The following is a 19235-nucleotide window of genomic DNA, read 5'->3' on the forward strand; positions in this document are numbered from 1 at the left end:
TACGCTTGCCCGCGCGTCATATCGCGATCGCGGCACAGGGGCAGCGGTCCGTCGCACGGGGTCGTTGCATCGTCCACAGCACTGCGCAACCGGGGATCTCCATGTCCAGATCATCACGCAACGCACCGAGGATTCGCCTGCTCACCATCGCGCTGAGCCTTGCCCTGCCGGGCCTGGCGAATGCCCAGGAAACCGAAACCGAAGCAAAGAAGGGCACGTCGGTGCTCGACGTGATCACGGTTACCGCTGAACGGCGCGAGGAAAGCGTGCAGGACGTGCCGATCTCGATCACCACGGTCGCCGACGAGAAACTCGACGTGATCGCCTCGGGTGGCGCCGACATCCGCTTCCTCTCGGCGCGCCTGCCGAGCCTGAACATCGAGTCGTCGTATGGCCGCGCGTTCCCGCGCTTCTATATCCGCGGACTCGGCAATACCGACTTCGACCTCAACGCATCGCAGCCGGTCTCCCTGATCTACGACGAAGTCGTCCAGGAAAGTCCGCTGCTGAAGGGCTTCCCGGTCTTCGACCTCGACCGCATCGAGATGCTGCGCGGCCCGCAAGGCACCCTGTTCGGCCGCAACACGCCGGCCGGCGTGATCAAGTTCGAGTCGGTCAAGCCGAGCCAGGAAACCAGCGGCTACGCCAGGATCAGCTACGGCAGCTACGGCACGGGCACTTTCGAAGGCGCCATCGGCGGAGCGCTCAGCCCGAACTGGTCGGCGCGCATATCCGGTCTCTACCAGCATCGCGACGACTGGGTCGACAATACCTTTACCGGCGAGAAGAATGCGCTCGAGGGCTACAACGAATCGGCCGTGCGCGCCCAGTTCCTGTACGACCCCGGGGCCAACTTCGACGCCCTGTTCAACGTGCATGCAAGGCGCATGGACGGTTCCGCACGCTTGTTCCGCGCCAACATCATCAAGCCCGGAACCAACGACTTCGTCGATGATTTCGAGCGTGACCAGATCGCGATCGATGGTCACAATTTTTCCGAGCTCAAGACCCACGGCGCCAGCGCGCGCCTGCACTGGGACTTCGGCAGCCTGAGCCTGTTCTCGGTGACCGGCTACGAAAGCGCCGACTCGCTCAACCGCGGCGACATCGATGGCGGCTTCGGGGCCGTTTTCGCGCCGCCATCCGGTCCGGGTCTGATCCCGTTTCCATCGGAGACCGCCGACGGCCTGCCCGAACACAGCCAGTGGTCGCAGGAATTCCGCCTCGCCTCGAACGACTGGGGACGCTTCGACTGGCAGTCGGGCCTGTATCTCTACCGCGAAAAGATCACCATCGACAGCTTCAGCTACAACACCCTGGCCGGCAGCGTCGAGGACGGCTACGCCCGCCAGAAGCAGGACAACAAGGCCTGGGCCCTGTTCGTGTCCGGTGACTACGACCTGACCGACCAATGGATCCTGAAGGGCGGCCTGCGCTACACGCGGGACGAGAAGGACTTCGAAGCGACCCGCTATCTCTCGCCGTTCGGGGCCGATCCGATCGGACCGCTGACCGCGAACCCGAGCGCCAGCGACGTCAGCGGGGATGTCAGCATCAACTATGCGGCCAGCGAGCAGGTCAACCTCTACGCGCGCGCGGCCAAGGGCTTCCGCGCCCCGAGCATCCAGGGTCGCCTGGTCTTCGGCGACACCATTTCGGTGGCCGGCTCGGAAAAGGTGTTCTCGTACGAGGCCGGTGTGAAGGCGGACCTGTTCGACCGTCGCGCCCGACTCGGCTTCTCGGTTTTCAGCTACACGGTCAAGGACCAGCAGCTGACCGCGGTCGGCGGTGCGGCCAACTTCAACCAGCTCGTCAATGCCGACAAGTCGATTGGCCGCGGCTTCGAACTCGATCTCGAGGCCTACCTGACCGATCGCCTGCTGGTCACCGTGGGCGGCAGCTACAACAAGACCGAGATCAAGGACCCGAACCTGTACATCGCGCCCTGCGGCGGCGGTTGCACCGTGCTCGACCCGCCCGGCCCGGGCGAAGGCCTGGTCTCGATCAACGGCAACGCACTGCCCCAGGCACCGCGCTGGATCGGCAATGTCACGGCGCGCTACAGCGTGCCCATGGGCGACGGTGAATTCTTCATCTTCACCGACTGGGCGTACCGCAGCAAGGTCAACTTCTTCCTCTACGAGTCGACCGAATTCACCGGCAAACCGCTGCTCGAAGGCGGTCTGCGCATCGGCTATCTGTGGCAGGACGGCCGTTATGAGGCCGCCCTTTACGGACGCAACATCACCGACCGCAAGGCGATCGTCGGCGGCATCGATTTCAACAACCTGACCGGCTTCATCAACGAGCCGCGCATCATCGGGGCGGAATTCACCGCACGCTACTGAGTGGCCACGTCGACCGACCCGCCGATGTCCGGTTTGCGCTGCCATGCCGCCGTGGAACAACGGCATGGCGGCGCGCAGGGACCGCGCGATGCGCGCTGAGGTCCGTTCGCGCTGGCTCTCCGGTGGCGACGTCAACGGTTTTTTCGGCCTCGTCGTGGACAACCTGTCGATCCTCGGCTTCATCGCCACGGCATTGATCGGCATCTACGGCTTTCCGGCCGAGATCGTCTTCACGCGCATGTTCCCGGGCACCGCGTTCGGCGTGCTGGTCGGCAACCTGATCTACGCGCGCATGGCGGCCAACCTGGCTCGACGTGAGAACCGCGAAACGGTCACCGCGATGCCACTCGGACTCGACGCCCCGACCAGCATCGGCATGGCCCTGCTCGTGCTCGGTCCGGCCTATGTCGGCTTCCACGAACGCGCCGGCTACGACCCTGCAACCGCGGCAATCATGACCTGGCAGCTCGGCATGGCCTCGCTGGTGGTCATGGGCCTGTTCAAGTTCGTCCTTTCCTTCTTCGGCGATCTCGTGCAGAAGCACGTGCCCCGCGCCGGACTGCTCGGCTCGATTGCCGGCATCGCCCTGATGCTGATCGGCTTCCTGCCGCTGGTCGAGATCCTGCGCATGCCGGTGGTCGGTCTTGCCGGACTCGGCATCGTGCTCTACGCGCTGATCGGCAAGGGCCGCCTGCCATTCGCGATGCCGGGCGTGCTGGCGGCATTCCTGGTCGCCGCCCTGCTCTATTTCGGACTCGGCGCGGGCGGCCTTCTCGGCAGCGCATATCATGCGCCGGCTCCCTGGCAGTTCCGCTTCGCCCTGCCCCTGCCCGGCACCGGTTTCATGGATGGTCTGCCGCTGACGATTCCCTATCTGCCTTTGCTGCTGCCGTTTGGCCTGCTCATGGTCGTCGGCGGCATCAACGTCAGCGAAAGCGCTCGCGCCGCCGGCGACGACTACCCGACCCGCAATATCCTGCTCGCCGAATCGTTCTCGACCCTCATCGCCGGTGTCTGCGGCGGCGTGGCCCAGACCACGCCCTACATCGGCCAGCCTGCCTACAAGGCCATGGGCGCACGGATCAGCTATGTGGTCCTGACCGGATTGTTCATCGGCCTCGGCGGCATCTTCGGTTACCTCTCCGACATCGTCGAGACACTGCCCTTCGCCGTACTCGCGCCGATCCTCGTCTTCGTCGCGATCAGCATCATGACCCAGGCCTTCGAGGCAACCCCGGCGCGCCACGCGGCGGCCGTGGTCGTCGCGTTCTTTCCGGCGATCGCTCGCCTGCTCGCCATCAAGCTCGGCGATCCGGCCATTGTCGATGCGGCGCGCTTCGAGGGGTTGTTCAACGACAGCAGCCGCGGCATCTCCGAAGTCGCCACGATCGTCGTCCTCGGCAACGGTTTCATCATCACCTCGATGATCTGGGCCAGCTTCGTGGTCGCCCTGATCGACGGTCGTTTGCGCCGCGCTGCGGCTATCCTCCTGCTCGGTGCCGTGCTGACCCTGTTCGGCGTCATTCATTCGGTGCTGCCATCGGGCGGCGTCTACCTGCCGACGGGCCTGGCCGGATCACTGCGCCCGATCATGGGCCAGTTCAGCGCGGCCTATGCCGTGCTGGCGCTGCTGGTGTTCCTGCTGTCGTTGCAGCGCGCGGGCCGCAACCAAGGACCCTGATCCGGCAGCGGACCGGACCCAGGTCGCCCTGCGGCAATCGTTCAGCCCGCCTTGACCAGCAGATGCTTGGCCAGTTGCCCGTGCAATTGGCCGATTCCGCGCACGATGTGGAGCATGACGAAGAACAGCAGCACGCCGCCAACGAACACGAATGGCAGGCTCCACAGCGGTGCCGACCAGGTCACGTAGTCGCCGTCCACCATGACGATGCCACTGCCGTACGGACTGAACAGGTGCACGAACGGAGCCAGGGTCAGGCCGATCGCGAATGAGAAACCGATCGTGACGATGCAGAAGTAGAGGACACCGAGCGGCATCATCAGCAACATGTAGAACAGCGTGCTCCAGGTCCTGGGATCGGTGAACATCGCGCCGATACGCTGCCAGATCGATCCGCCGGGCTGCATCGCCTGGGGCCTGCGTGGCATGCGCACGCCGAGCATGGCCTCGACGATCTTGCCCTCGACGAAGGACAGGGCGCGCACCGTGGCGAAGAACAGGATGATGAACGGGATGCCGATGATCAGGATGGCGAAGCCCGCCGACATGCCGAGGCCGGCCACGACCCAGGTGAAGTAGAAGATGCCGGTGGCCAGGGTCAGGACCATGTAGAACAGGGCCAGGTAGGCACGCGGGTCGACCGCGACGCCGAAGAATCGGGCCAGCAGGGATTTTTCGGCGACCGGTTGGCGCCGGCGCGGCCGCAGTGCCTGCTCGACTTCGCCTTCCTTGACCCTATAGATCTCGGCGACCTCGTCAGGCGCGCCGTAGCTCGTCGCGACCCTCGCCAGCATGGCCGCCTCGTCGAGTTCGGGATGTTCGGCCAGTTCGGCGCGCAGATGCTCTTCGGCATCGTACAGGGCGTCCTGGATCATCGCCGGATCGGCGCCGCGCAAGGCGGAGCGCAACTGGTCGAGATACTCGGGGATGGTCCTTGGGATGGCTTGGCTCATGATTTCGCCCCTCGCGAAGTGTTGCGTTCCAGCACGCTGTCGACGAAGTCCCGCGTCGTCGCCCAGCTTGCGATCCATTGTTTGAGCACGGCGCGTCCGAGCTCGGTGATGCGGTAATAGCGGCGCGGCGGGCCGGCCACCGAAGGTTCGACCTCGCTGTCGAGCAGGCCGGCGGCGCTGAGATTGCGCAGCACCGGATACAGGGCACTCTGCTTGCCGGCCAGCACGCCCTCGCCGCCGTCGGCCAGTCGCTTGGCGATCAGGTAGCCATACATGGGCTCCTCGGCCCCGGCCAACACGGCCAGCAGGACCAGCGAAACCGAGCCGGCGGAGAGCTCCTTCTCGAACTTCTTCAGGTGGCTTTCGAGCTCGGTCACGACTGCTGCCATTCATTACGCTATAGCGTTGAATGGATCATAGTGTTTACTTCGCACTAGTGAATGCGCCGGAAGTCATGGGCGCGCAACGGTGTCGGAGCGGCTAGTCTTGTCGCTTCTTCCCTTCCAGGTCGCGAGCTGCCATGCCGATTCCCGCCAGTCCGGTGTCCATGACATCCCATTTCCAGTCCGCCGCCAGCACAAGCGGGCGTCGCCGGGCCATCCGCCGGCGACTTGCGCGCTGTGCCCTGGTCCTCCTCTGCATGGCCAGCGTCGGCCTGCTCCACGCGGCCGAGGCGACGGCGAAAAAACCGACCATGCAGCAGGTGCTGGACTCCTCGAAGCCGGCCGACTGGCGACCGCTGGACCCGGCCAACACGCTGTACATGGAACTGCCCGGCGGTCGTGTCGTGATCGAACTGGCGACGCAGTTCGCTCCGCTGCATGCAGCCAACATCCGCACTCTGGTCAGGCAGAAGTATTTCGATGGGCTGGCGATCCTGCGCGTGCAGGACAATTTCGTCACCCAATGGGGCGACCCGAACGCCGAAGACACCGCCAAGGCGCGGCCTCTCGGCGACGCCCGCGCAAGCCTGCCGGCGGAGTTCAGTCGTCCGGCCCAGGGACTTGCCTTCACACGCCTGCCGGACGGCGATGTCTATGCCCCCGACGTCGGATTCTCGGACGGCTTTCCGGCCGCGCGCGACCCGAAATCCGGCCAGGCCTGGCTGGCGCACTGCTACGGCATGGTCGGCGCCGGGCGCGGCAACGAGGCCGAATCGGGCAGCGGCGCTGAACTCTATGTCGTGATCGGCCATGCGCCGCGCCAGCTCGATCGCAACATCGCGACGGTCGGGCGCGTTGTCCGCGGCATGGACCTGCTGGCAGCGCTGCCGCGCGGCAGCGGCCCCGCCGGCTTCTACGAGAAGCGCGAACAGATGCTGCCGATCCGCAGCATCCGCCTGTCCGCCGATGTGGCCGCCGCAGAACGCAGCGACCTCGAGATCCTGCGTACCGACACGCCGACCTTCACGGCGCTGGTCGAGTCGCGGCGCAACCGCAGCGACGACTGGTACCTGACCCCGGCCGGCAAGATCGACCTCTGCAACGTGCCCTTGCCTGTCAGAGAGAAAAAGCGCTGACAGGCCGGGATTGGAGATTTGGGATTCGAGATTCGGCAAGGCTGGATCCGGAAACCCGGAACTCGACCGCAAGCGAAACGCTTGTCCGAATCCCCAATCCCCAATCCCGAATCCCGAATCCCTGCTCCAGTCAATGATGATGCCCACCGGCGCCATGCACATGGCCGTGCTGCAGTTCCTCGGCGCTGGCCTCGCGCACCTCGACCACTTCGACGGCGAAATGCAGGGTCTCGCCGGCGAGCGGATGATTGCCGTCGACGGTGACTTCATCGCCCTCGATCTCGGTGACGACGACGGCGATCGAACCCTGGCCGGTCTGGGCCTGGAACTGCATGCCGACGGCGAGATCATCGATGCCCTGGAAGGACGTGCGCGGGACGATCTGGACCAGCTCGTCGATGTAGTCTCCATAGCCCTCTTCGGGTGCGACATCGACATTGAAGCGGTCACCCGCGACATGACCGGCCATCTCGCGTTCGAGTCCCGGCACGATATTGCCGACCCCGTGCAGGTAGGCGAGTGGCTCGCGTCCTTCGGAGCTGTCGAGCACGTCGCCCGCATCGTTGGTCAGGGTGTAGTGGAAGGATGCAACGCTGCGTTCCGCAATCTGCATGGAATACCTCGGTAATCTTGAAAGAAAAAAAACCCCGGGCGCGAGCGCCCGGGGTCGGCGTGGATGATCGAAGGACGATCAGTCAGCGCGTACGGCTTCGGCCTGGGGTCCCTTCGGGCCCTGGGTCACGGTGAAGCTGACTTTCTGACCTTCGGCGAGCGACTTGAAACCGCTGCCTTCGATCGAACGGAAATGCACGAATACGTCAGGACCGGACTCACGCGTGATGAATCCGAAACCCTTGGCGTCGTTGAACCATTTGACAGTGCCGTTTTCGCGTTCAGACATGGCTTGATCCTTGAACAGTTGAAACATGATGGAGTGCGCGAATCCAGGGATTCGTCGCGGGTACTGGGTGTGCAAGGAGGAAGTAGCGAGACGCGGCAAACAGGCAGATCACAGGATCAGCTGTGCCCATGTCACGATGCATTGTGACTCCGGCATACACAGTGCGGCGAAGTTTACGCGAGGTCTTGCACAAATGCGAATATTCCGATAGGACCGGTTTGCCGGTGCGTTCGGGCGGGTCGGGAGCGCTCAGTCCGGGCCGGTTTCAGGGCCCGATCCGGGATGTCGGCGGGCCAGAATGGCCACGACCTGGGCCAGATCGAGGTTGCGCGCGCGCAACAGCACGAGCAGATGGAAGATCAGGTCGGCCGACTCGCCGAGCAGCGAGGCGTCGTCCTCGACCACGGCCGCCAGCGCCGTCTCGACGCCCTCCTCGCCGACCTTCTGCGCGATCGCGCGCAGGCCCGAATCGAACAGGCGTGTCGTGTAGCTGTGCGCGGGCCGGTCGATCGCACGCCGGGCGACCAGGGCGTCGAGCGCATCGAGAAAGGCCAGCGGCAACGGCCGGGCATCGGCAAAGCAGGTCGGCGTGCCGGTGTGGCAGACCGGTCCGGTCGGCTCGGCGCGGACCAGCACGGCATCCCCATCGCAGTCGATGTGCAGGGACTTCAGCAGCAGGTGGTTTCCCGAGGATTCACCCTTGGTCCAGAGGCGCTGCCGGCTGCGGCTGAAGAAGGTCACCTTGCCGCTTTCACGGGTGGCCGCCATGGCCTCCGGCGACATGTAGCCGAGCATGAGGACCTCGCCGCTGCGCCAATGCTGGGCCACGGCCGGAACCAGTCCCTCCATCCTGACCCAGTCGATGCCTTGTGGAGGGGTATCGCTGTTCATGGCCGCACCTCCACCTGGCTGTCGGCCAGGCATCGTTTCAGGTCCGGAATGCGGATGGCTCCGGAATGGAAGACGCTGGCCGCCAATGCGGCGTCGGCGTCGGCGAGCCGGAACACCTCGAGGAAATGCCCGGGGTTGCCGGCACCGCCCGAGGCGACGAGCGGAACTCCGCAGCACGACCTCACCGCAGCGAGCTGCTCGATGTCGTAGCCGCAGCGCACGCCGTCGGCATCCATGCAGTTGAGGACGATCTCGCCGGCTCCGCGCCGCTGCACCTCGACAACCCAGTCGAGCGTGCGCCGGGCCAGCGCCTGCATGCGCCCGGGATCGCCCGTGTACTGGCGCACCCGCCACTCGCCATCGTCCTCGCGCAGGCTGTCGATGCCGACGACGACGCACTGCACGCCGAAGGCAGCGGCCAGTTCGTCGATCAGCGACGGCCGCTCCAGCGCCGGCGAATTGATCGAGATCTTGTCGGCCCCGGCATGCAGGACCTGGCGCGCCGCATCGACGTCGCGGATGCCACCGGCGACACAGAATGGAATGTCGATGACCCGGGCCACGCGTTCGACCCAGGCGCGATCGACGCTGCGCCCTTGCGGACTCGCCGTAATGTCGTAGAAGACCAGTTCGTCGGCGCCTTCGTCGCGATAGCGCAGGGCCAGGTCGACGATGTCGCCGACCACGGCGTGGTCGCGGAAGCGCACGCCCTTGACGACCTTGCCGTCGCGTACGTCGAGGCAGGGAATCAGGCGCCGGGTCAGCATGCGAGGGCGTCGCCGAGATCAAGACGTCCTTCGAGCAGGCTGCGACCGAGGATCACGGCGGCCGCGATTCCCTGCAGGGATCGCAGGTCATCGAGATCGCGCACGCCGCCGGAGGCCTGCACCTGCATCGACGGCGCAACCTGCGCAAGGTGCCGGTAGAGCTCGAGGTTCGGCCCCGACAGCATGCCGTCGCGCGCGATGTCGGTGCACAGCAGGTGGCGTGCGCCGGCGCCGGCGTAACGTGGTGCGAGTTCGTCGAGCAGGACACCGGCGGTTTCGGTCCAGCCGGCGACGGGCAGGCTCCAGCCGGCGTCCGAACGCCGCGTGTCGAGGGCGACGACGATGCGGTCGGCGCCATGCCGGGCGATCCATTCGCTGACCAGCGCCGGTTGCCTGACCGCAATGCTGCCGACCACGACGCGGCGCACGCCGATATCCAGCAGCCTGCGCAGGCCCGCCTCGTCGCGCACGCCACCACCGGCCTGGACTTCGAGGCCCAGGCGGACCAGTCCCTCGAGGACCTTGAAGTTCTCGAAGCCGCCGTCGCGCGCGCCGTCGAGGTCGACCACGTGCAGCCAGCGCGCCCCGATGTCGCGATAGCGACGGCCCTGCTCGAGGGCATCGATGGCGTAGCCGGTCTCGCGTGCGTAGTCGCCCTGGCGCAGGCGCACGACGCGACCACCGCGCAGGTCGAGGGCAGGAATGATCTCGATGTTCATATGCCGAGGAAGTTCCTGAGCAGCCGCGCACCGACCGCGGCCGAGCGCTCGGGATGGAACTGCATGCCATGGAAATTGCGATGACGCACGACCGCTGCGATGGCAGTGCCGTAGTCAGTGCTGGCCAGGGTGTGCGCACCGCTGGCAACGGCGTAGCTGTGCACGAAATAGGCGTGCGCATCAGCGCCAATGCCGGCCAGCAGCGGATCATCGGCAAGCACATCGAGCCGGTTCCAGCCCATATGCGGAACGCGTCGCTGCGCATCGCCCTCGATCCGGCGCACCTGCCCGGGGACGATGCCGAGGCAGGTCGTATCGCCTTCCCCGGAATGCTCGAACAGCAGTTGCATGCCAAGGCAGACACCGAGCACGGGCTGGCTCAATCCGCGCAGCACGTCGATGAGGCCGGCCTCGCGCAAGCGCTGCATACCGGGGCCGGCAGCACCGACCCCGGGCAGGATCACGTGCGTTGCGCCTGCGATCCTTTGCGCGTCGCCACTAACTTCCGCACCGACACCGAGGCGCTCCAGCGCGTAGCGCACCGAGCCCATGTTGGTGCCGCCGGCATCGACCAGAACCACGTCGAGCGCGTTCACAGCACACCCTTGGTGCTCGGCAGGTCGTCGCCTTCGATGCGGATAGCCTGGCGCAGGCAGCGCGCGAACGCCTTGAAGCTGGCCTCGACCATGTGATGGGCATTTTCACCGTGCACGCTGAGATGCAGGTTGGCACCCAATGTTTCGCACAGCGAACGGAAGAAGTGCGGGACCAGCTCGGTCGGCATGCCGCCGATCTGGTCGCGCGGAAAGGCGCCGTTGAACACCAGAAAGGGCCGCCCCGACAGGTCCAGCGCCGCACTGGCCAGGGTCTCGTCCATCGGTAGCGTGAAGCCATAGCGGCCGATGCCGCGCTTTTCGCCCAGCGCGCGGCGCAGGGCCTGGCCGAGAGCCAGCGCGCTGTCCTCGACGCTGTGGTGTTCATCGACCCCGGTATCGCCGGCGCAGTCGAGGCGCAGATCGAATCCGCCATGCTTGGCGATCTGCTCGAGCATGTGGTCGAAAAAGCCGATGCCAGTACGGATCTCCGCGTGCGGCGGCGCGTCGAGATCGACGCGCACGCGCAGCCGGGTCTCGCGCGTATCACGCGCTACTTCGGCGACGCGCGGTGCGGCGCATAGCGCGTGGGCGACTTCGAGCCAGCTCATTCCCTGCGCACCGACGCGGAGCCCGCGTACGCCGAGGTTGGCGGCAAACTGCAGGTCGGTGTCGCGATCGCCGACCATGGCCGATTGCGCGCGGGACCAGCCATCGTCGCCGAGGTAGTGGCGGACCATGCCGATGCCCGGCTTGCGCGTGTCGAGACTCTCATGGGCGAAGCTGCGGTCGATCAGGACCTCGTGCAGCGCAATGCCCTGCGAAGCGAGGATGCGCAGGAGCAGGTCGTGCGGCCCGCGAAAATCGTCTTCAGGGAAACTCGAGGTGCCGAGACCGTCCTGGTTGCTGACCATGACGATTTCGTATCCGGCGGCCACGCAACGCAGCAGCGCCGGGATGACACCCGGCATCAGCGAGAACTTCTCGAAACGGTCGATCTGGCAGTCTTCGGGTTCCTCGATCAGGCAGCCGTCACGATCGACGAAGAGCAGTTTGCGCAGGCTCACGCCGAGACCACGCGACGGATGAGCACCTCGAGCAGGCGGGAATTCTCCTCGCGCGTGCCGATGCTGATGCGCAGAAAACCGGCCAGGCGCGGGTAGCGACCGACATCGCGCACGATCACGCCGTTGGCCACCAGTTCGCGATAGACCAGCGCCGCATCGGCAAAACGCACGCAGAGGAAATTGGCGCTGGAAGGCAGCACTTCCAGCACACCCGGCAAGCGCGCCAGTTCGATCGCCATGCGCTCGCGCTCGGCAATGACGAGGGCAATGCGCCGGCGGGTCAGGTCCATGCCCTCGGCGGTCAACGCGGCCATGGCAGCCATTACGCTCGGCGTCGGCAGCGGATAGGGCGGCATGATCCTGCGCAGCACCGAAACGACCTCGGCCCGGGCGATCAGGCAGCCGATGCGCGCGCCAGCCAGGGCCCAGGCTTTGGATAGCGTGCGCAGGATGCCGAGATTCTCGTGCGCGTCGAGCAGACTCGACGCACTCGGCAGATCAGCGAACTCGATGTAGGCCTCGTCGACGATGACCAGTGCGCGGTCGCGCAAGGCATGGGTAATCCGTTCGATCACGGCCAGCCCAATCTCGCCGCCGGTCGGATTGTTCGGCGAGCACAGGAATACGATCTTGACCGACCGCTCGAGGCCGTCGAGCAGGGCCTTGGCATCGATCGAGAAATCCGCGCCGAGCGGAATCTCGATGCGCGCGGCGCCCTGGGTCGCCGCACACACGGCGTACATGCCGAAGGTCGGTGGCGACAGCGCAATCGCGTCGACACCGGGGCGGCAGAAGGCGCGGACGAGCAGGTCTATGGCCTCGTCGCTGCCGCGCCCGACCAGGATGCGAGCGGGGTCCACCGCATACAGCGCGGCCAGGCGCGCGATCAAATCTCGCGGCTGCGGATCGGGGTAGCGATTGAGTGGAATGCCGCGCGTCTCGGGCTGGACGCCGGGCGGCGGCCACGGCGCCTCGTTGGCGTTCAGCATGACCATCGCCTGCCCGGCCTCGGCGCGTGCCGAGGAATAAGGCTGCAGGGCCAGGATCTCGGGGCGGACCAGATCGAGCACGCTCATGCCGCATCCTCCAGCGACTGCAAGCGCAGGCTGACCGCGCTGGCATGGGCATCCAGGCGTTCCGCGGTTGCCAGGGTGACGGCGCAAGGTCCGATCGAACGCAGTCCGTCCGCCGACAGTTCCTGCACCGTCATCTGCTTCTGGAAGCTGGCCACGGACAGCCCGCTCCAGGCGCGCGCCGCTCCGTAGGTCGGCAAGACGTGATTGGTCCCGCTGCAATAGTCGCCGACCGACTCCGGCGACCACGGCCCGAGGAAGATCGAGCCGGCATTGACGATGGCGTCGAGCATGGCGCGCGGCTCCGCGGTATTGATGATCAGGTGTTCGGGAGCATAGGCGTTGCTCACGGCAATCGCCTCGTCGAGCGAGTCGACCCGGATCAGGCAGCCGTGCTCGAGGGCTTCGCCGGCCACGTCGGCGCGCGACACGCGCAGGCGCTGGACCGCCAGGCAACCGGCGACGGCCTCGATCAGATCTTCGCTCGGAGTCACCAGGATCGCCTGGGAATCGACGCCGTGCTCGGCCTGGGCCAGCAGGTCCGCTGCCACGAAGGCGGGATCGGCCTGCGCGTCGGCGATGACGAGGACCTCCGATGGCCCGGCCGGCATGTCGACGGCGGCGCCGTCGGGATCGGCCGAGACCTGCAGCTTGGCTTCGGTGACCCAGACGTTGCCGGGCCCGAACAGCTTGTCGCAGCGTGGCACCGACTCGGTGCCGTAGGCCATCGCCGCGATTGCCTGGGCACCGCCGATCTTGAAGACTTCCCGGATACCGCAGAGCCTGGCGGCGTACAGTACGGTTTCGTCGCAGCCGCCGTCGACACGCGGCGGCGTGCACAGGACCACGGTCGGCGATCCGGCAATGGCGGCCGGCACGCCGAGCATCAGCGCGGTCGAAGGCAGCGGCACTCCGCCAGCCGGCACATATAATCCGACCCGCCCGATCGGACGCAGGATGCGCTCGCAATGCACGCCGGGCGCGGTTTCGAGCGACACCGGTTGCGGCGCACTGGCCCGGTGGAACAGCTCGATGCGAGCCTTCGCTTCGTTGATGGCCATCTTCAACTCGGCGGACAACGCCTTTTCCGCGGCCTCGAATTCGGCTTCGCTGACGCGCAGCGAAGCCAGATCACAGCGATCGAAACGTCGGGTCAGCTCGCGCAGGGCGGCATCGCCCTGCGCGCGCACCTGGGCCAGCAGGCGCTCGACTGCGGCCCGCGTCTCGGCCGATTGACCCCGTGCGGGCCGCGCCAGTACGGCCAGCCTCGCGTCCACGTCGAGCCGATTCCATTCGATGCGCTTCATGCGAGCATCTGCTCCACCGGCAGGACCAGCATCTGGCGCGCCCCGGCGCGCTTCATGTCCTCCAGATGCTGCCAGGTGATGGCCTCGTTGCAGATCGCCTGCACGGCGACTTCGTTTTCGAGGCCCTCGATCGACGTGACGGTCGGCCGCGGCCCGTTCGGCAGCAACCGCGTGATCTCCTCAAGGGCCGAGCGCGGCGAGTGCCACATGACGAGCTTGGAAGCACGGACCTGGATGACCCCGTCAATGCGCCTGAGCAGCATGTCGATGAGCTCGCCGCGCTCGTCGCCGGGAAGCGTGGCGCCAGCGGCCAGCACCGCTTCGGATTCGAGGACGACGGCGGCCTCCTTGAGCTGGTTGGCGGCCAGGGTCGCGCCGCTGGAGACCAGATCGCAGATGAAGTCGGCGGTGCCGAGTCGCGGCGCGATTTCCACCGAGCCGGACAGGCTGACGATGCCGGCATCGACCCCGGCGCGTTCGAGCCATTTGGCGAGCAGGTTCGGGTAGGTCGTGGCGATGCGCTTGCCCCCGAGTTGGGCAGGCTCGACGTACTGGAACTCCTGCGGCACCGCCAACGCCAGCCGGCAACGTCCGAAGCCGAGTGCGCGCAACTCCCTGAAGCCGGCCGGCTGGCCGGCGCAACCCGCCGCCAGGAACTGCTCGTCGAGCACGTTGCGGCCGACGATGCCGAGATCGCAGACACCCTCGGCGATCATGTTCGGCACGTCGTCATCGCGGACCAGCAGCAGGTCCACGGCCAGAGTCTCGCCGAAGCAGAACAGCTTGTCGCGGCTGCGCCGGAACGTGAGCCCGCAGCGTGCCAGCAGGTCCAGCGAGGCATCGCTGAGGCGGCCGGATTTCTGAATGGCGATACGTAGACGGTCGCGCGCGCTCATGCCGAAGTCCTCCGCGCGGCAGGGCGCTTGTGCGCGACTGTGGCGTCGGATGGATCGCCGCTGGCATGCGCCAGCGCGGCGAGGTAACCGCCATTGCCCTGGCTCAGGAAACGCGCCACGCGACCGATCGTGGTGATGCTGACCGCAGTGCGATCGTGGATTTCGCGATACGGCACGCCCTTGAGGATGTAAGGCACCACGCGCCAGCGGTCAGTCAGTGCCTCGAGTTCGGCCGGCGTGCACAGATCGCGCAGGAAGGCGCGCATTTCGGCCAGTGTATCGAGGGCCAGCAGGGCGCGGCACAGACTGTCCTCGGCCCGGGCACTGGAGGTCTCGGCCTGGATGGAACGACGTTTCATAACGTATTAACGCGTTAATACAAGGGTGCGCACGATAACCTGCCGCGGCGGCTCGCGCAAGCGCGCAGACAATCCCAGCTGAAGGATTCGGGGTCTTGCGAGTGCGGCAAGCTGTCGCCGCAGCGGAGGCGATCAGCGCAAGGGCTTGCTCAGCACCTCGAAGCGCAAGTCATCGCGGCGCGGAATGCCGAAGCGTTCGTCGCCGTACGGAAACGGCTTGTGGATACCGGTGCGCCGGTAGCCGCGCCGCTCGTACCAGGCGATCAGCTCCGTGCGCACATCGATGACGGTCATGCGCATTTCGCGGCACTGCCATTCCTCGGCCGCGATGCGTTCGCTTTCGGCGAGCACGCGGTTGCCGATCCCGCTGCCCTGGCCCTCGGGCCGGACTGCGAACATGCCGAAATAGGCGCTGCCGTCCTGCCTTTGCAGCTCGCAGCAGGCCAGCAACCTGCCATCCTGCTCGGCCATCAGGACACGTGCGTCGGCGCGTTCGATCAGTTCGAGCAGAAGCTGGCGGTCGATGCGCTGGCCATCGAGCAGGTCGGCCTCGGTGGTCCAGCCCTTGCGGCTCGATTCACCGCGATAGGCCGACTCGACCAGGGCGATGATGGCCTCGGCGTCGGCGCGCGTGGCCTTGCGAAAATTCAGGGTATCGGTGCCCATGGCGTCGCTCAGGCCAGCAGTTTGCGCACGCGACCGATTGCCGCGACCAGCGCATCGATCTCGTCATGCGTGTTGTAGAAGGCCAGCGAGGCGCGCAGGGTTGCGGCGACGCCATAGAACTGCATGAGTGGATGCGCGCAGTGGTGACCGGAGCGCACGGCGATGCCCTCGAGATCGAGCAGGGTGGCCAGATCATGCGCATGGACGCCATCGATCAGGAACGAGATCACCGCCACCTTGTCGGCCGCTTCGCCGATCACGCGCAGACCCGGAACCGAGCGCAGCGCCGTGTTCGCGTGCTCGAGCAGGGCCTTCTCGCGGGCCGCCATCGCCGCCAGACCGACCGAGTCCATGTAGTCGATGGCCGCGCCGAGGCCGACGAAACCGGCCACATTCGGCGTGCCCGCCTCGAACTTGTGCGGCGGATCGGCAAACGTCGTGCCTTCGAAGCGCACCTCGCGGATCATCTCGCCACCGCCGAAGAACGGCGGCATCGCCTCGAGGTGCTCGCGTCGGGCCCAGAGCATGCCGGTTCCGGTCGGGCCGAACATCTTGTGGCCGGTCAGCGCGTAGAAATCGCAACCGAGCGCGCGCACGTCGATCGGCAGGTGCGGCGCCGCCTGCGAGCCATCGACCAGCAGCGGGATGCCACGGCGGCGGCATTCGCGCGCCAGCCGGGCGATCGGATTGATCGTGCCGAGCACGTTGGAGACATGGGTCACGCAGGCCAGCTTGACGTCCGCCGTGAGCAGTTCGACGAAGCGATCGACGAGGAGTTCGCCGGACTGGCTGATCGGCGCGACCTTGAGCTTCGCACCGGCGCGTGCGCAGACCAGCTGCCATGGCACGATGTTGGCGTGATGCTCCATCTGGGTGACGAGGATCGTGTCGCCGGGTACGAGGCGCGGCAAGGCGAAGCTGTAGGCGACCAGGTTGGTGGCCTGGGTCGTGCCCGACGTGAAGATGATCTCGTCGCGCGAGGGCGCATTGACGAAACGCGCGAGCTTGTCGCGCGTGGCCTCGTAGGCATCGGTCGCCTCGGCGCCGAGCGCATGCACTGCGCGCGCGACATTGGCATTGCTGGTCCGGTAGAAATGATCGGTCGCCTCGATCACGGCCAAGGGCTTCTGCGACGTATTGGCATTGTCGAGATAGACCAGCGGCTTGCCGTGGACGCTGCGTGCCAGCACCGGGAAATCGGCGCGAATGCGGTCGATGTCCAGCGCCGGGGCAGCGTCTGCTGCACTCGAGTCGTGGGCGTGGCTCGTGCTCATGCTTCGGATCCGTCTTGGAAAGTCGTGTCGTCCGCGCTCAGCTCCGCGCAACCGCCCCGGCCTGCCCTCGCCCGGCCCAGTCGAGTGCCGCGCGCATCACCAGACGCCGCCCCACCAATGGACCTCATGGCGACGCAGGCTCCTGCCCGGTTTCGTCCTCGCGTATGGGCAGGCGTTCGAGCATCATCGCATCGATGTGCTCGCGCAACGCTGCATTCGTGATCGAATCGAAGGCAACCCGGCAGAAGGCCAGGGTCAGCAGCGAACGCGCCTCGGCCCGGGAAAGACCGCGCGAGCGCAGGTAGAACAGCGCGCGCTCGTCGAGCTGGCCCACGGTCGCGCCATGCGCGGCCTTGACCTCGTCGGCGTGGATCTCGAGGACCGGCTGGGTGTTGATTTCGGCCTGGTCCGAAAGCAGCAGGTTCTTGTTGCTCAGTTGCGCGTCGGCACCGTCGGCACCCGCGGCGACGACGATCGCGCCATGGAAGATGCCGCGCGAGCGCTGGTCGGCAACGCCGCGCCAGACGATGTCGCAGCTCGTGTCGCGCGCCGTGTGGCGCACGTCGAGGCGGGTGTCGGCATGCTGGCGACCGTGCAGTGCAAATACGCCCCGGGAAACGAAGCGCGAGCGGTCGCCGCTCAATTCGACGGCGAGGTCGTGCCGCATCCAGCGCGCACCGGCCTCGATCGAACGCAGTTCGAGGTGCGCATCGGATTCCAGCGAGGCTTCGGTGCGGCGCACCAGGTTCGCGCTCTCCGGGCTGTCCTGGACCTGCAGCAGATCAAGGCGCGCGCCGGCCCGCAGCACGATCTGGCTGAAGCTGTTGCCGAGGTGTTCATGACCGGCCTCGCCGACGTGATGCTCGACCAGGCGCAACGAGGCGCCCTCGCCGACCTCGACGATGCCGCGCAGTTGCCAGGCCAGATCGACCGACGCGCTGGCGCCGACATTGACCAGATGCACGAGCGGCTCGACCACGCTGCCCGCAGCGACCCGGATTACCGGTCCGTCCGCGGCCAAGACCGTGTTGAGGCGGGCGAACGCATCGGCCGCGTCGGCATGGGGCCGATCGAGGAATCCGCGCAGGCGATCCGGATCCTCCTGCAGTTCCTGCGACAGCGTGCGCAGCTGCACGCCGGGCAGCGACGGCAGGCGCGACAGATCGGCGCGGAAGCTGCCATTGACGAAGACCAGGCGCGGCGCGTCGACACCGGCCAGTTCGAGCAACCCGGCGTCGACGTTGCGCGTGGCGGCGGCCGCGTCACCCGGCTCGAAACGGCGCTGGCCCAGGGCACGCAGGCTCGAGTATTTCCAGGCCTCGCTGCGCGGGCCGGGCAAGCCGTCGCGCTCGAGCTGGCGCAACGCCCGTTCACGCACCCCGGCCAGCCAGTCGCCGCCCGCGACCGCGCTCGACGAGGCGGCGGCCAGCAGCGGTTCGAGAAAACCCGTGGCCATCAGGCCGCTCCGGCCAGCTTGCGCTCGGCGATCCATGAATAGCCGTGTTCCTCGAGCTTCAGGGCCAGCGACTTGTCGCCGCTTTCGACGATGCGACCGTCGGCGAGCACATGGACGTAGTCGGGAACGATGTATTCGAGCAGGCGCTGGTAGTGGGTGATGACGATGAAGGCCCGCGCCGGATCGCGCATTGCGTTGACACCGTCGGCCACCATCTTGAGGGCGTCGATGTCGAGTCCTGAATCGGTCTCGTCGAGGATCGCCAGCTTCGGCTCGAGCAGGGCCATCTGGAAGATTTCGTTGCGCTTCTTCTCGCCGCCGGAGAAGCCTTCGTTGACGGCCCGGTGCAACAGTTCGTCCTTGAGGTGCAGGACGGCCAGTTTTTCGCGCACGCGCTTGAGGAACTGCATCGAATCGAGCTCGCTCTCGCCGCGGCGCCGGCGTTGCGCGTTGAGGGCCGCGCGCAGGAAATAGGTGTTGTTGACGCCCGGGATTTCGACCGGATACTGGAAGGCCAGGAACACGCCCGCAGCGGCGCGCTCCTCCGGTTCCAGTTCGAGCAGATCCCGCCCCTCGTAATGGATCGAGCCCTCGATGACCTCGTAGCCTTCGCGTCCGGCCAGCACGTTGCCCAGCGTGGACTTGCCGGCTCCGTTCGGGCCCATGATCGCGTGCACTTCGCCGGCCTTCACTTCGAGGCTCAGGCCGCGCAGGATGTCCTTGCCGGCGATGCGCACATGGAGGTTTTCGATCTTCAGCATGTCA

At 66.6% G+C, this 19235-nt stretch carries 20 protein-coding genes; 3 read left to right on the forward strand and 17 right to left on the reverse strand.

All coding sequences use genetic code 11. From position 1 onward, the window contains the following. The first annotated feature begins 95 nt into the window (after nucleotides 1–95). Both BM125_RS08565 and BM125_RS08570 read left to right on the forward strand, forming a co-directional pair. On the forward strand, nucleotides 96–2348 hold the full coding sequence (locus BM125_RS08565; RefSeq protein ID WP_175497981.1) for a TonB-dependent receptor: 2253 nt from the start codon (nucleotides 96–98) through the stop codon (nucleotides 2346–2348). A gap of 64 nt (nucleotides 2349–2412) precedes the next feature. Next, nucleotides 2413–4029: a hypothetical protein gene (locus tag BM125_RS08570; protein ID WP_245778849.1), complete on the forward strand. Its 1617-nt coding sequence runs from the start codon at nucleotides 2413–2415 to the stop codon at nucleotides 4027–4029. Nucleotides 4030–4070: 41 nt separating this feature from the next. Here BM125_RS08570 and BM125_RS08575 read toward each other — a convergent pair whose 3' ends face one another. Together BM125_RS08575 and BM125_RS08580 are read right to left on the reverse strand one after the other, a co-directional pair. Beyond that, the gene (locus BM125_RS08575) at nucleotides 4071–4982 is read right to left on the reverse strand and encodes a sensor domain-containing protein (RefSeq protein WP_092406953.1); all 912 of its coding nucleotides are present in this window, start codon (nucleotides 4980–4982) and stop codon (nucleotides 4071–4073) included. After that, nucleotides 4979–5359 carry a PadR family transcriptional regulator gene (locus BM125_RS08580; protein WP_092407109.1) on the reverse strand — a complete coding sequence of 127 codons (381 nt, stop codon included), beginning with the start codon at nucleotides 5357–5359 and terminating at the stop codon, nucleotides 4979–4981. The genes BM125_RS08575 and BM125_RS08580 overlap by 4 nt, the downstream gene beginning before the upstream one ends. Nucleotides 5360–5622: 263 nt before the next feature. Between BM125_RS08580 and BM125_RS08585 the strand changes: the two genes are divergently transcribed. Further along, nucleotides 5623–6501 carry a peptidylprolyl isomerase gene (locus BM125_RS08585; protein ID WP_092407111.1) on the forward strand — a complete coding sequence of 293 codons (879 nt, stop codon included), beginning with the start codon at nucleotides 5623–5625 and terminating at the stop codon, nucleotides 6499–6501. A 130-nt stretch (nucleotides 6502–6631) separates the two neighbouring features. Here BM125_RS08585 and BM125_RS08590 read toward each other — a convergent pair whose 3' ends face one another. The 15 genes from BM125_RS08590 to sufC form a co-directional block, all read right to left on the reverse strand. Next, on the reverse strand, nucleotides 6632–7114 hold the full coding sequence (locus tag BM125_RS08590; protein WP_092406955.1) for an FKBP-type peptidyl-prolyl cis-trans isomerase: 483 nt from the start codon (nucleotides 7112–7114) through the stop codon (nucleotides 6632–6634). 78 nt (nucleotides 7115–7192) lie between these two features. Beyond that, nucleotides 7193–7402, reverse strand: a complete 210-nt coding sequence (locus BM125_RS08595) for a cold-shock protein (RefSeq protein WP_092407113.1) — start codon at nucleotides 7400–7402, stop codon at nucleotides 7193–7195. A 249-nt stretch (nucleotides 7403–7651) separates the two neighbouring features. Continuing rightward, nucleotides 7652–8293 (reverse strand): bifunctional phosphoribosyl-AMP cyclohydrolase/phosphoribosyl-ATP diphosphatase HisIE, encoded by a 642-nt coding sequence (gene hisIE, locus BM125_RS08600; RefSeq protein ID WP_092406957.1) that lies wholly within the window; start codon nucleotides 8291–8293, stop codon nucleotides 7652–7654. Further along, nucleotides 8290–9060, reverse strand: a complete 771-nt coding sequence (gene hisF / locus BM125_RS08605; protein ID WP_092406959.1) for an imidazole glycerol phosphate synthase subunit HisF — start codon at nucleotides 9058–9060, stop codon at nucleotides 8290–8292. The genes hisIE and hisF overlap by 4 nt, the downstream gene beginning before the upstream one ends. After that, nucleotides 9054–9779, reverse strand: coding sequence for a 1-(5-phosphoribosyl)-5-[(5-phosphoribosylamino)methylideneamino] imidazole-4-carboxamide isomerase (locus tag BM125_RS08610; RefSeq protein WP_092406961.1), 726 nt, complete (start codon nucleotides 9777–9779; stop codon nucleotides 9054–9056). The genes hisF and BM125_RS08610 overlap by 7 nt, the downstream gene beginning before the upstream one ends. Next, nucleotides 9776–10375 (reverse strand): imidazole glycerol phosphate synthase subunit HisH, encoded by a 600-nt coding sequence (gene hisH, locus BM125_RS08615; protein ID WP_281243940.1) that lies wholly within the window; start codon nucleotides 10373–10375, stop codon nucleotides 9776–9778. The genes BM125_RS08610 and hisH overlap by 4 nt, the downstream gene beginning before the upstream one ends. Continuing rightward, complete coding sequence (hisB, locus tag BM125_RS08620; RefSeq protein ID WP_175497974.1) at nucleotides 10372–11439, reverse strand: bifunctional histidinol-phosphatase/imidazoleglycerol-phosphate dehydratase HisB; 1068 nt, start codon at nucleotides 11437–11439, stop codon at nucleotides 10372–10374. The genes hisH and hisB overlap by 4 nt, the downstream gene beginning before the upstream one ends. After that, a complete protein-coding gene (gene hisC, locus BM125_RS08625) occupies nucleotides 11436–12515 on the reverse strand; it encodes a histidinol-phosphate transaminase (protein ID WP_092406963.1) in 1080 nt (359 codons plus the stop codon). Before hisC ends, hisB begins: the two co-directional genes overlap by 4 nt. After that, nucleotides 12512–13819, reverse strand: coding sequence for a histidinol dehydrogenase (gene hisD / locus BM125_RS08630; protein WP_092406965.1), 1308 nt, complete (start codon nucleotides 13817–13819; stop codon nucleotides 12512–12514). The genes hisC and hisD overlap by 4 nt, the downstream gene beginning before the upstream one ends. After that, nucleotides 13816–14715: an ATP phosphoribosyltransferase gene (gene hisG / locus BM125_RS08635; RefSeq protein WP_092406967.1), complete on the reverse strand. Its 900-nt coding sequence runs from the start codon at nucleotides 14713–14715 to the stop codon at nucleotides 13816–13818. The genes hisD and hisG overlap by 4 nt, the downstream gene beginning before the upstream one ends. Next, nucleotides 14712–15074 (reverse strand): YerC/YecD family TrpR-related protein, encoded by a 363-nt coding sequence (locus BM125_RS08640; RefSeq protein WP_092406969.1) that lies wholly within the window; start codon nucleotides 15072–15074, stop codon nucleotides 14712–14714. The genes hisG and BM125_RS08640 overlap by 4 nt, the downstream gene beginning before the upstream one ends. Nucleotides 15075–15206: 132 nt before the next feature. Further along, nucleotides 15207–15740, reverse strand: coding sequence for a GNAT family N-acetyltransferase (locus BM125_RS08645; RefSeq protein ID WP_092406971.1), 534 nt, complete (start codon nucleotides 15738–15740; stop codon nucleotides 15207–15209). An 8-nt stretch (nucleotides 15741–15748) separates the two neighbouring features. Beyond that, nucleotides 15749–17014: a cysteine desulfurase gene (locus tag BM125_RS08650; protein WP_092406973.1), complete on the reverse strand. Its 1266-nt coding sequence runs from the start codon at nucleotides 17012–17014 to the stop codon at nucleotides 15749–15751. A 124-nt stretch (nucleotides 17015–17138) separates the two neighbouring features. Continuing rightward, entirely contained in the window at nucleotides 17139–18470 is a 1332-nt protein-coding gene (gene sufD, locus BM125_RS08655) for a Fe-S cluster assembly protein SufD (RefSeq protein ID WP_092406975.1), read from the reverse strand. Next, complete coding sequence (sufC, locus tag BM125_RS08660; RefSeq protein WP_092406977.1) at nucleotides 18470–19231, reverse strand: Fe-S cluster assembly ATPase SufC; 762 nt, start codon at nucleotides 19229–19231, stop codon at nucleotides 18470–18472. The genes sufD and sufC overlap by 1 nt, the downstream gene beginning before the upstream one ends. Between the last annotated feature and the right edge of the window lie 4 nt (nucleotides 19232–19235).

Origin of the sequence: Dokdonella immobilis (assembly GCF_900115085.1) — a bacterium.
Lineage (GTDB): Bacteria > Pseudomonadota > Gammaproteobacteria > Xanthomonadales > Rhodanobacteraceae > Dokdonella > Dokdonella immobilis.

Bases quoted from the DNA above. Each gene is read 5' to 3' on its own strand.
- BM125_RS08595 (WP_092407113.1), bottom strand. From the start codon at position 7,402: ATGTCTGAACGCGAAAACGGCACTGTCAAATGGTTCAACGACGCCAAG.
- BM125_RS08640 (WP_092406969.1), bottom strand. From the start codon at position 15,074: ATGAAACGTCGTTCCATCCAGGCCGAGACCTCCAGTGCCCGGGCCGAG.
- hisIE (WP_092406957.1), bottom strand. From the start codon at position 8,293: ATGAACAGCGATACCCCTCCACAAGGCATCGACTGGGTCAGGATGGAG.
- BM125_RS08645 (WP_092406971.1), bottom strand. From the start codon at position 15,740: ATGGGCACCGATACCCTGAATTTTCGCAAGGCCACGCGCGCCGACGCC.
- hisG (WP_092406967.1), bottom strand. From the start codon at position 14,715: ATGAGCGCGCGCGACCGTCTACGTATCGCCATTCAGAAATCCGGCCGC.
- hisD (WP_092406965.1), bottom strand. From the start codon at position 13,819: ATGAAGCGCATCGAATGGAATCGGCTCGACGTGGACGCGAGGCTGGCC.
- BM125_RS08610 (WP_092406961.1), bottom strand. From the start codon at position 9,779: ATGAACATCGAGATCATTCCTGCCCTCGACCTGCGCGGTGGTCGCGTC.
- hisC (WP_092406963.1), bottom strand. From the start codon at position 12,515: ATGAGCGTGCTCGATCTGGTCCGCCCCGAGATCCTGGCCCTGCAGCCT.
- BM125_RS08590 (WP_092406955.1), bottom strand. From the start codon at position 7,114: ATGCAGATTGCGGAACGCAGCGTTGCATCCTTCCACTACACCCTGACC.
- BM125_RS08650 (WP_092406973.1), bottom strand. From the start codon at position 17,014: ATGAGCACGAGCCACGCCCACGACTCGAGTGCAGCAGACGCTGCCCCG.
- BM125_RS08585 (WP_092407111.1), top strand. From the start codon at position 5,623: ATGGCCAGCGTCGGCCTGCTCCACGCGGCCGAGGCGACGGCGAAAAAA.
- sufC (WP_092406977.1), bottom strand. From the start codon at position 19,231: ATGCTGAAGATCGAAAACCTCCATGTGCGCATCGCCGGCAAGGACATC.
- hisF (WP_092406959.1), bottom strand. From the start codon at position 9,060: ATGCTGACCCGGCGCCTGATTCCCTGCCTCGACGTACGCGACGGCAAG.
- BM125_RS08575 (WP_092406953.1), bottom strand. From the start codon at position 4,982: ATGAGCCAAGCCATCCCAAGGACCATCCCCGAGTATCTCGACCAGTTG.
- sufD (WP_092406975.1), bottom strand. From the start codon at position 18,470: ATGGCCACGGGTTTTCTCGAACCGCTGCTGGCCGCCGCCTCGTCGAGC.
- BM125_RS08570 (WP_245778849.1), top strand. From the start codon at position 2,413: ATGGCGGCGCGCAGGGACCGCGCGATGCGCGCTGAGGTCCGTTCGCGC.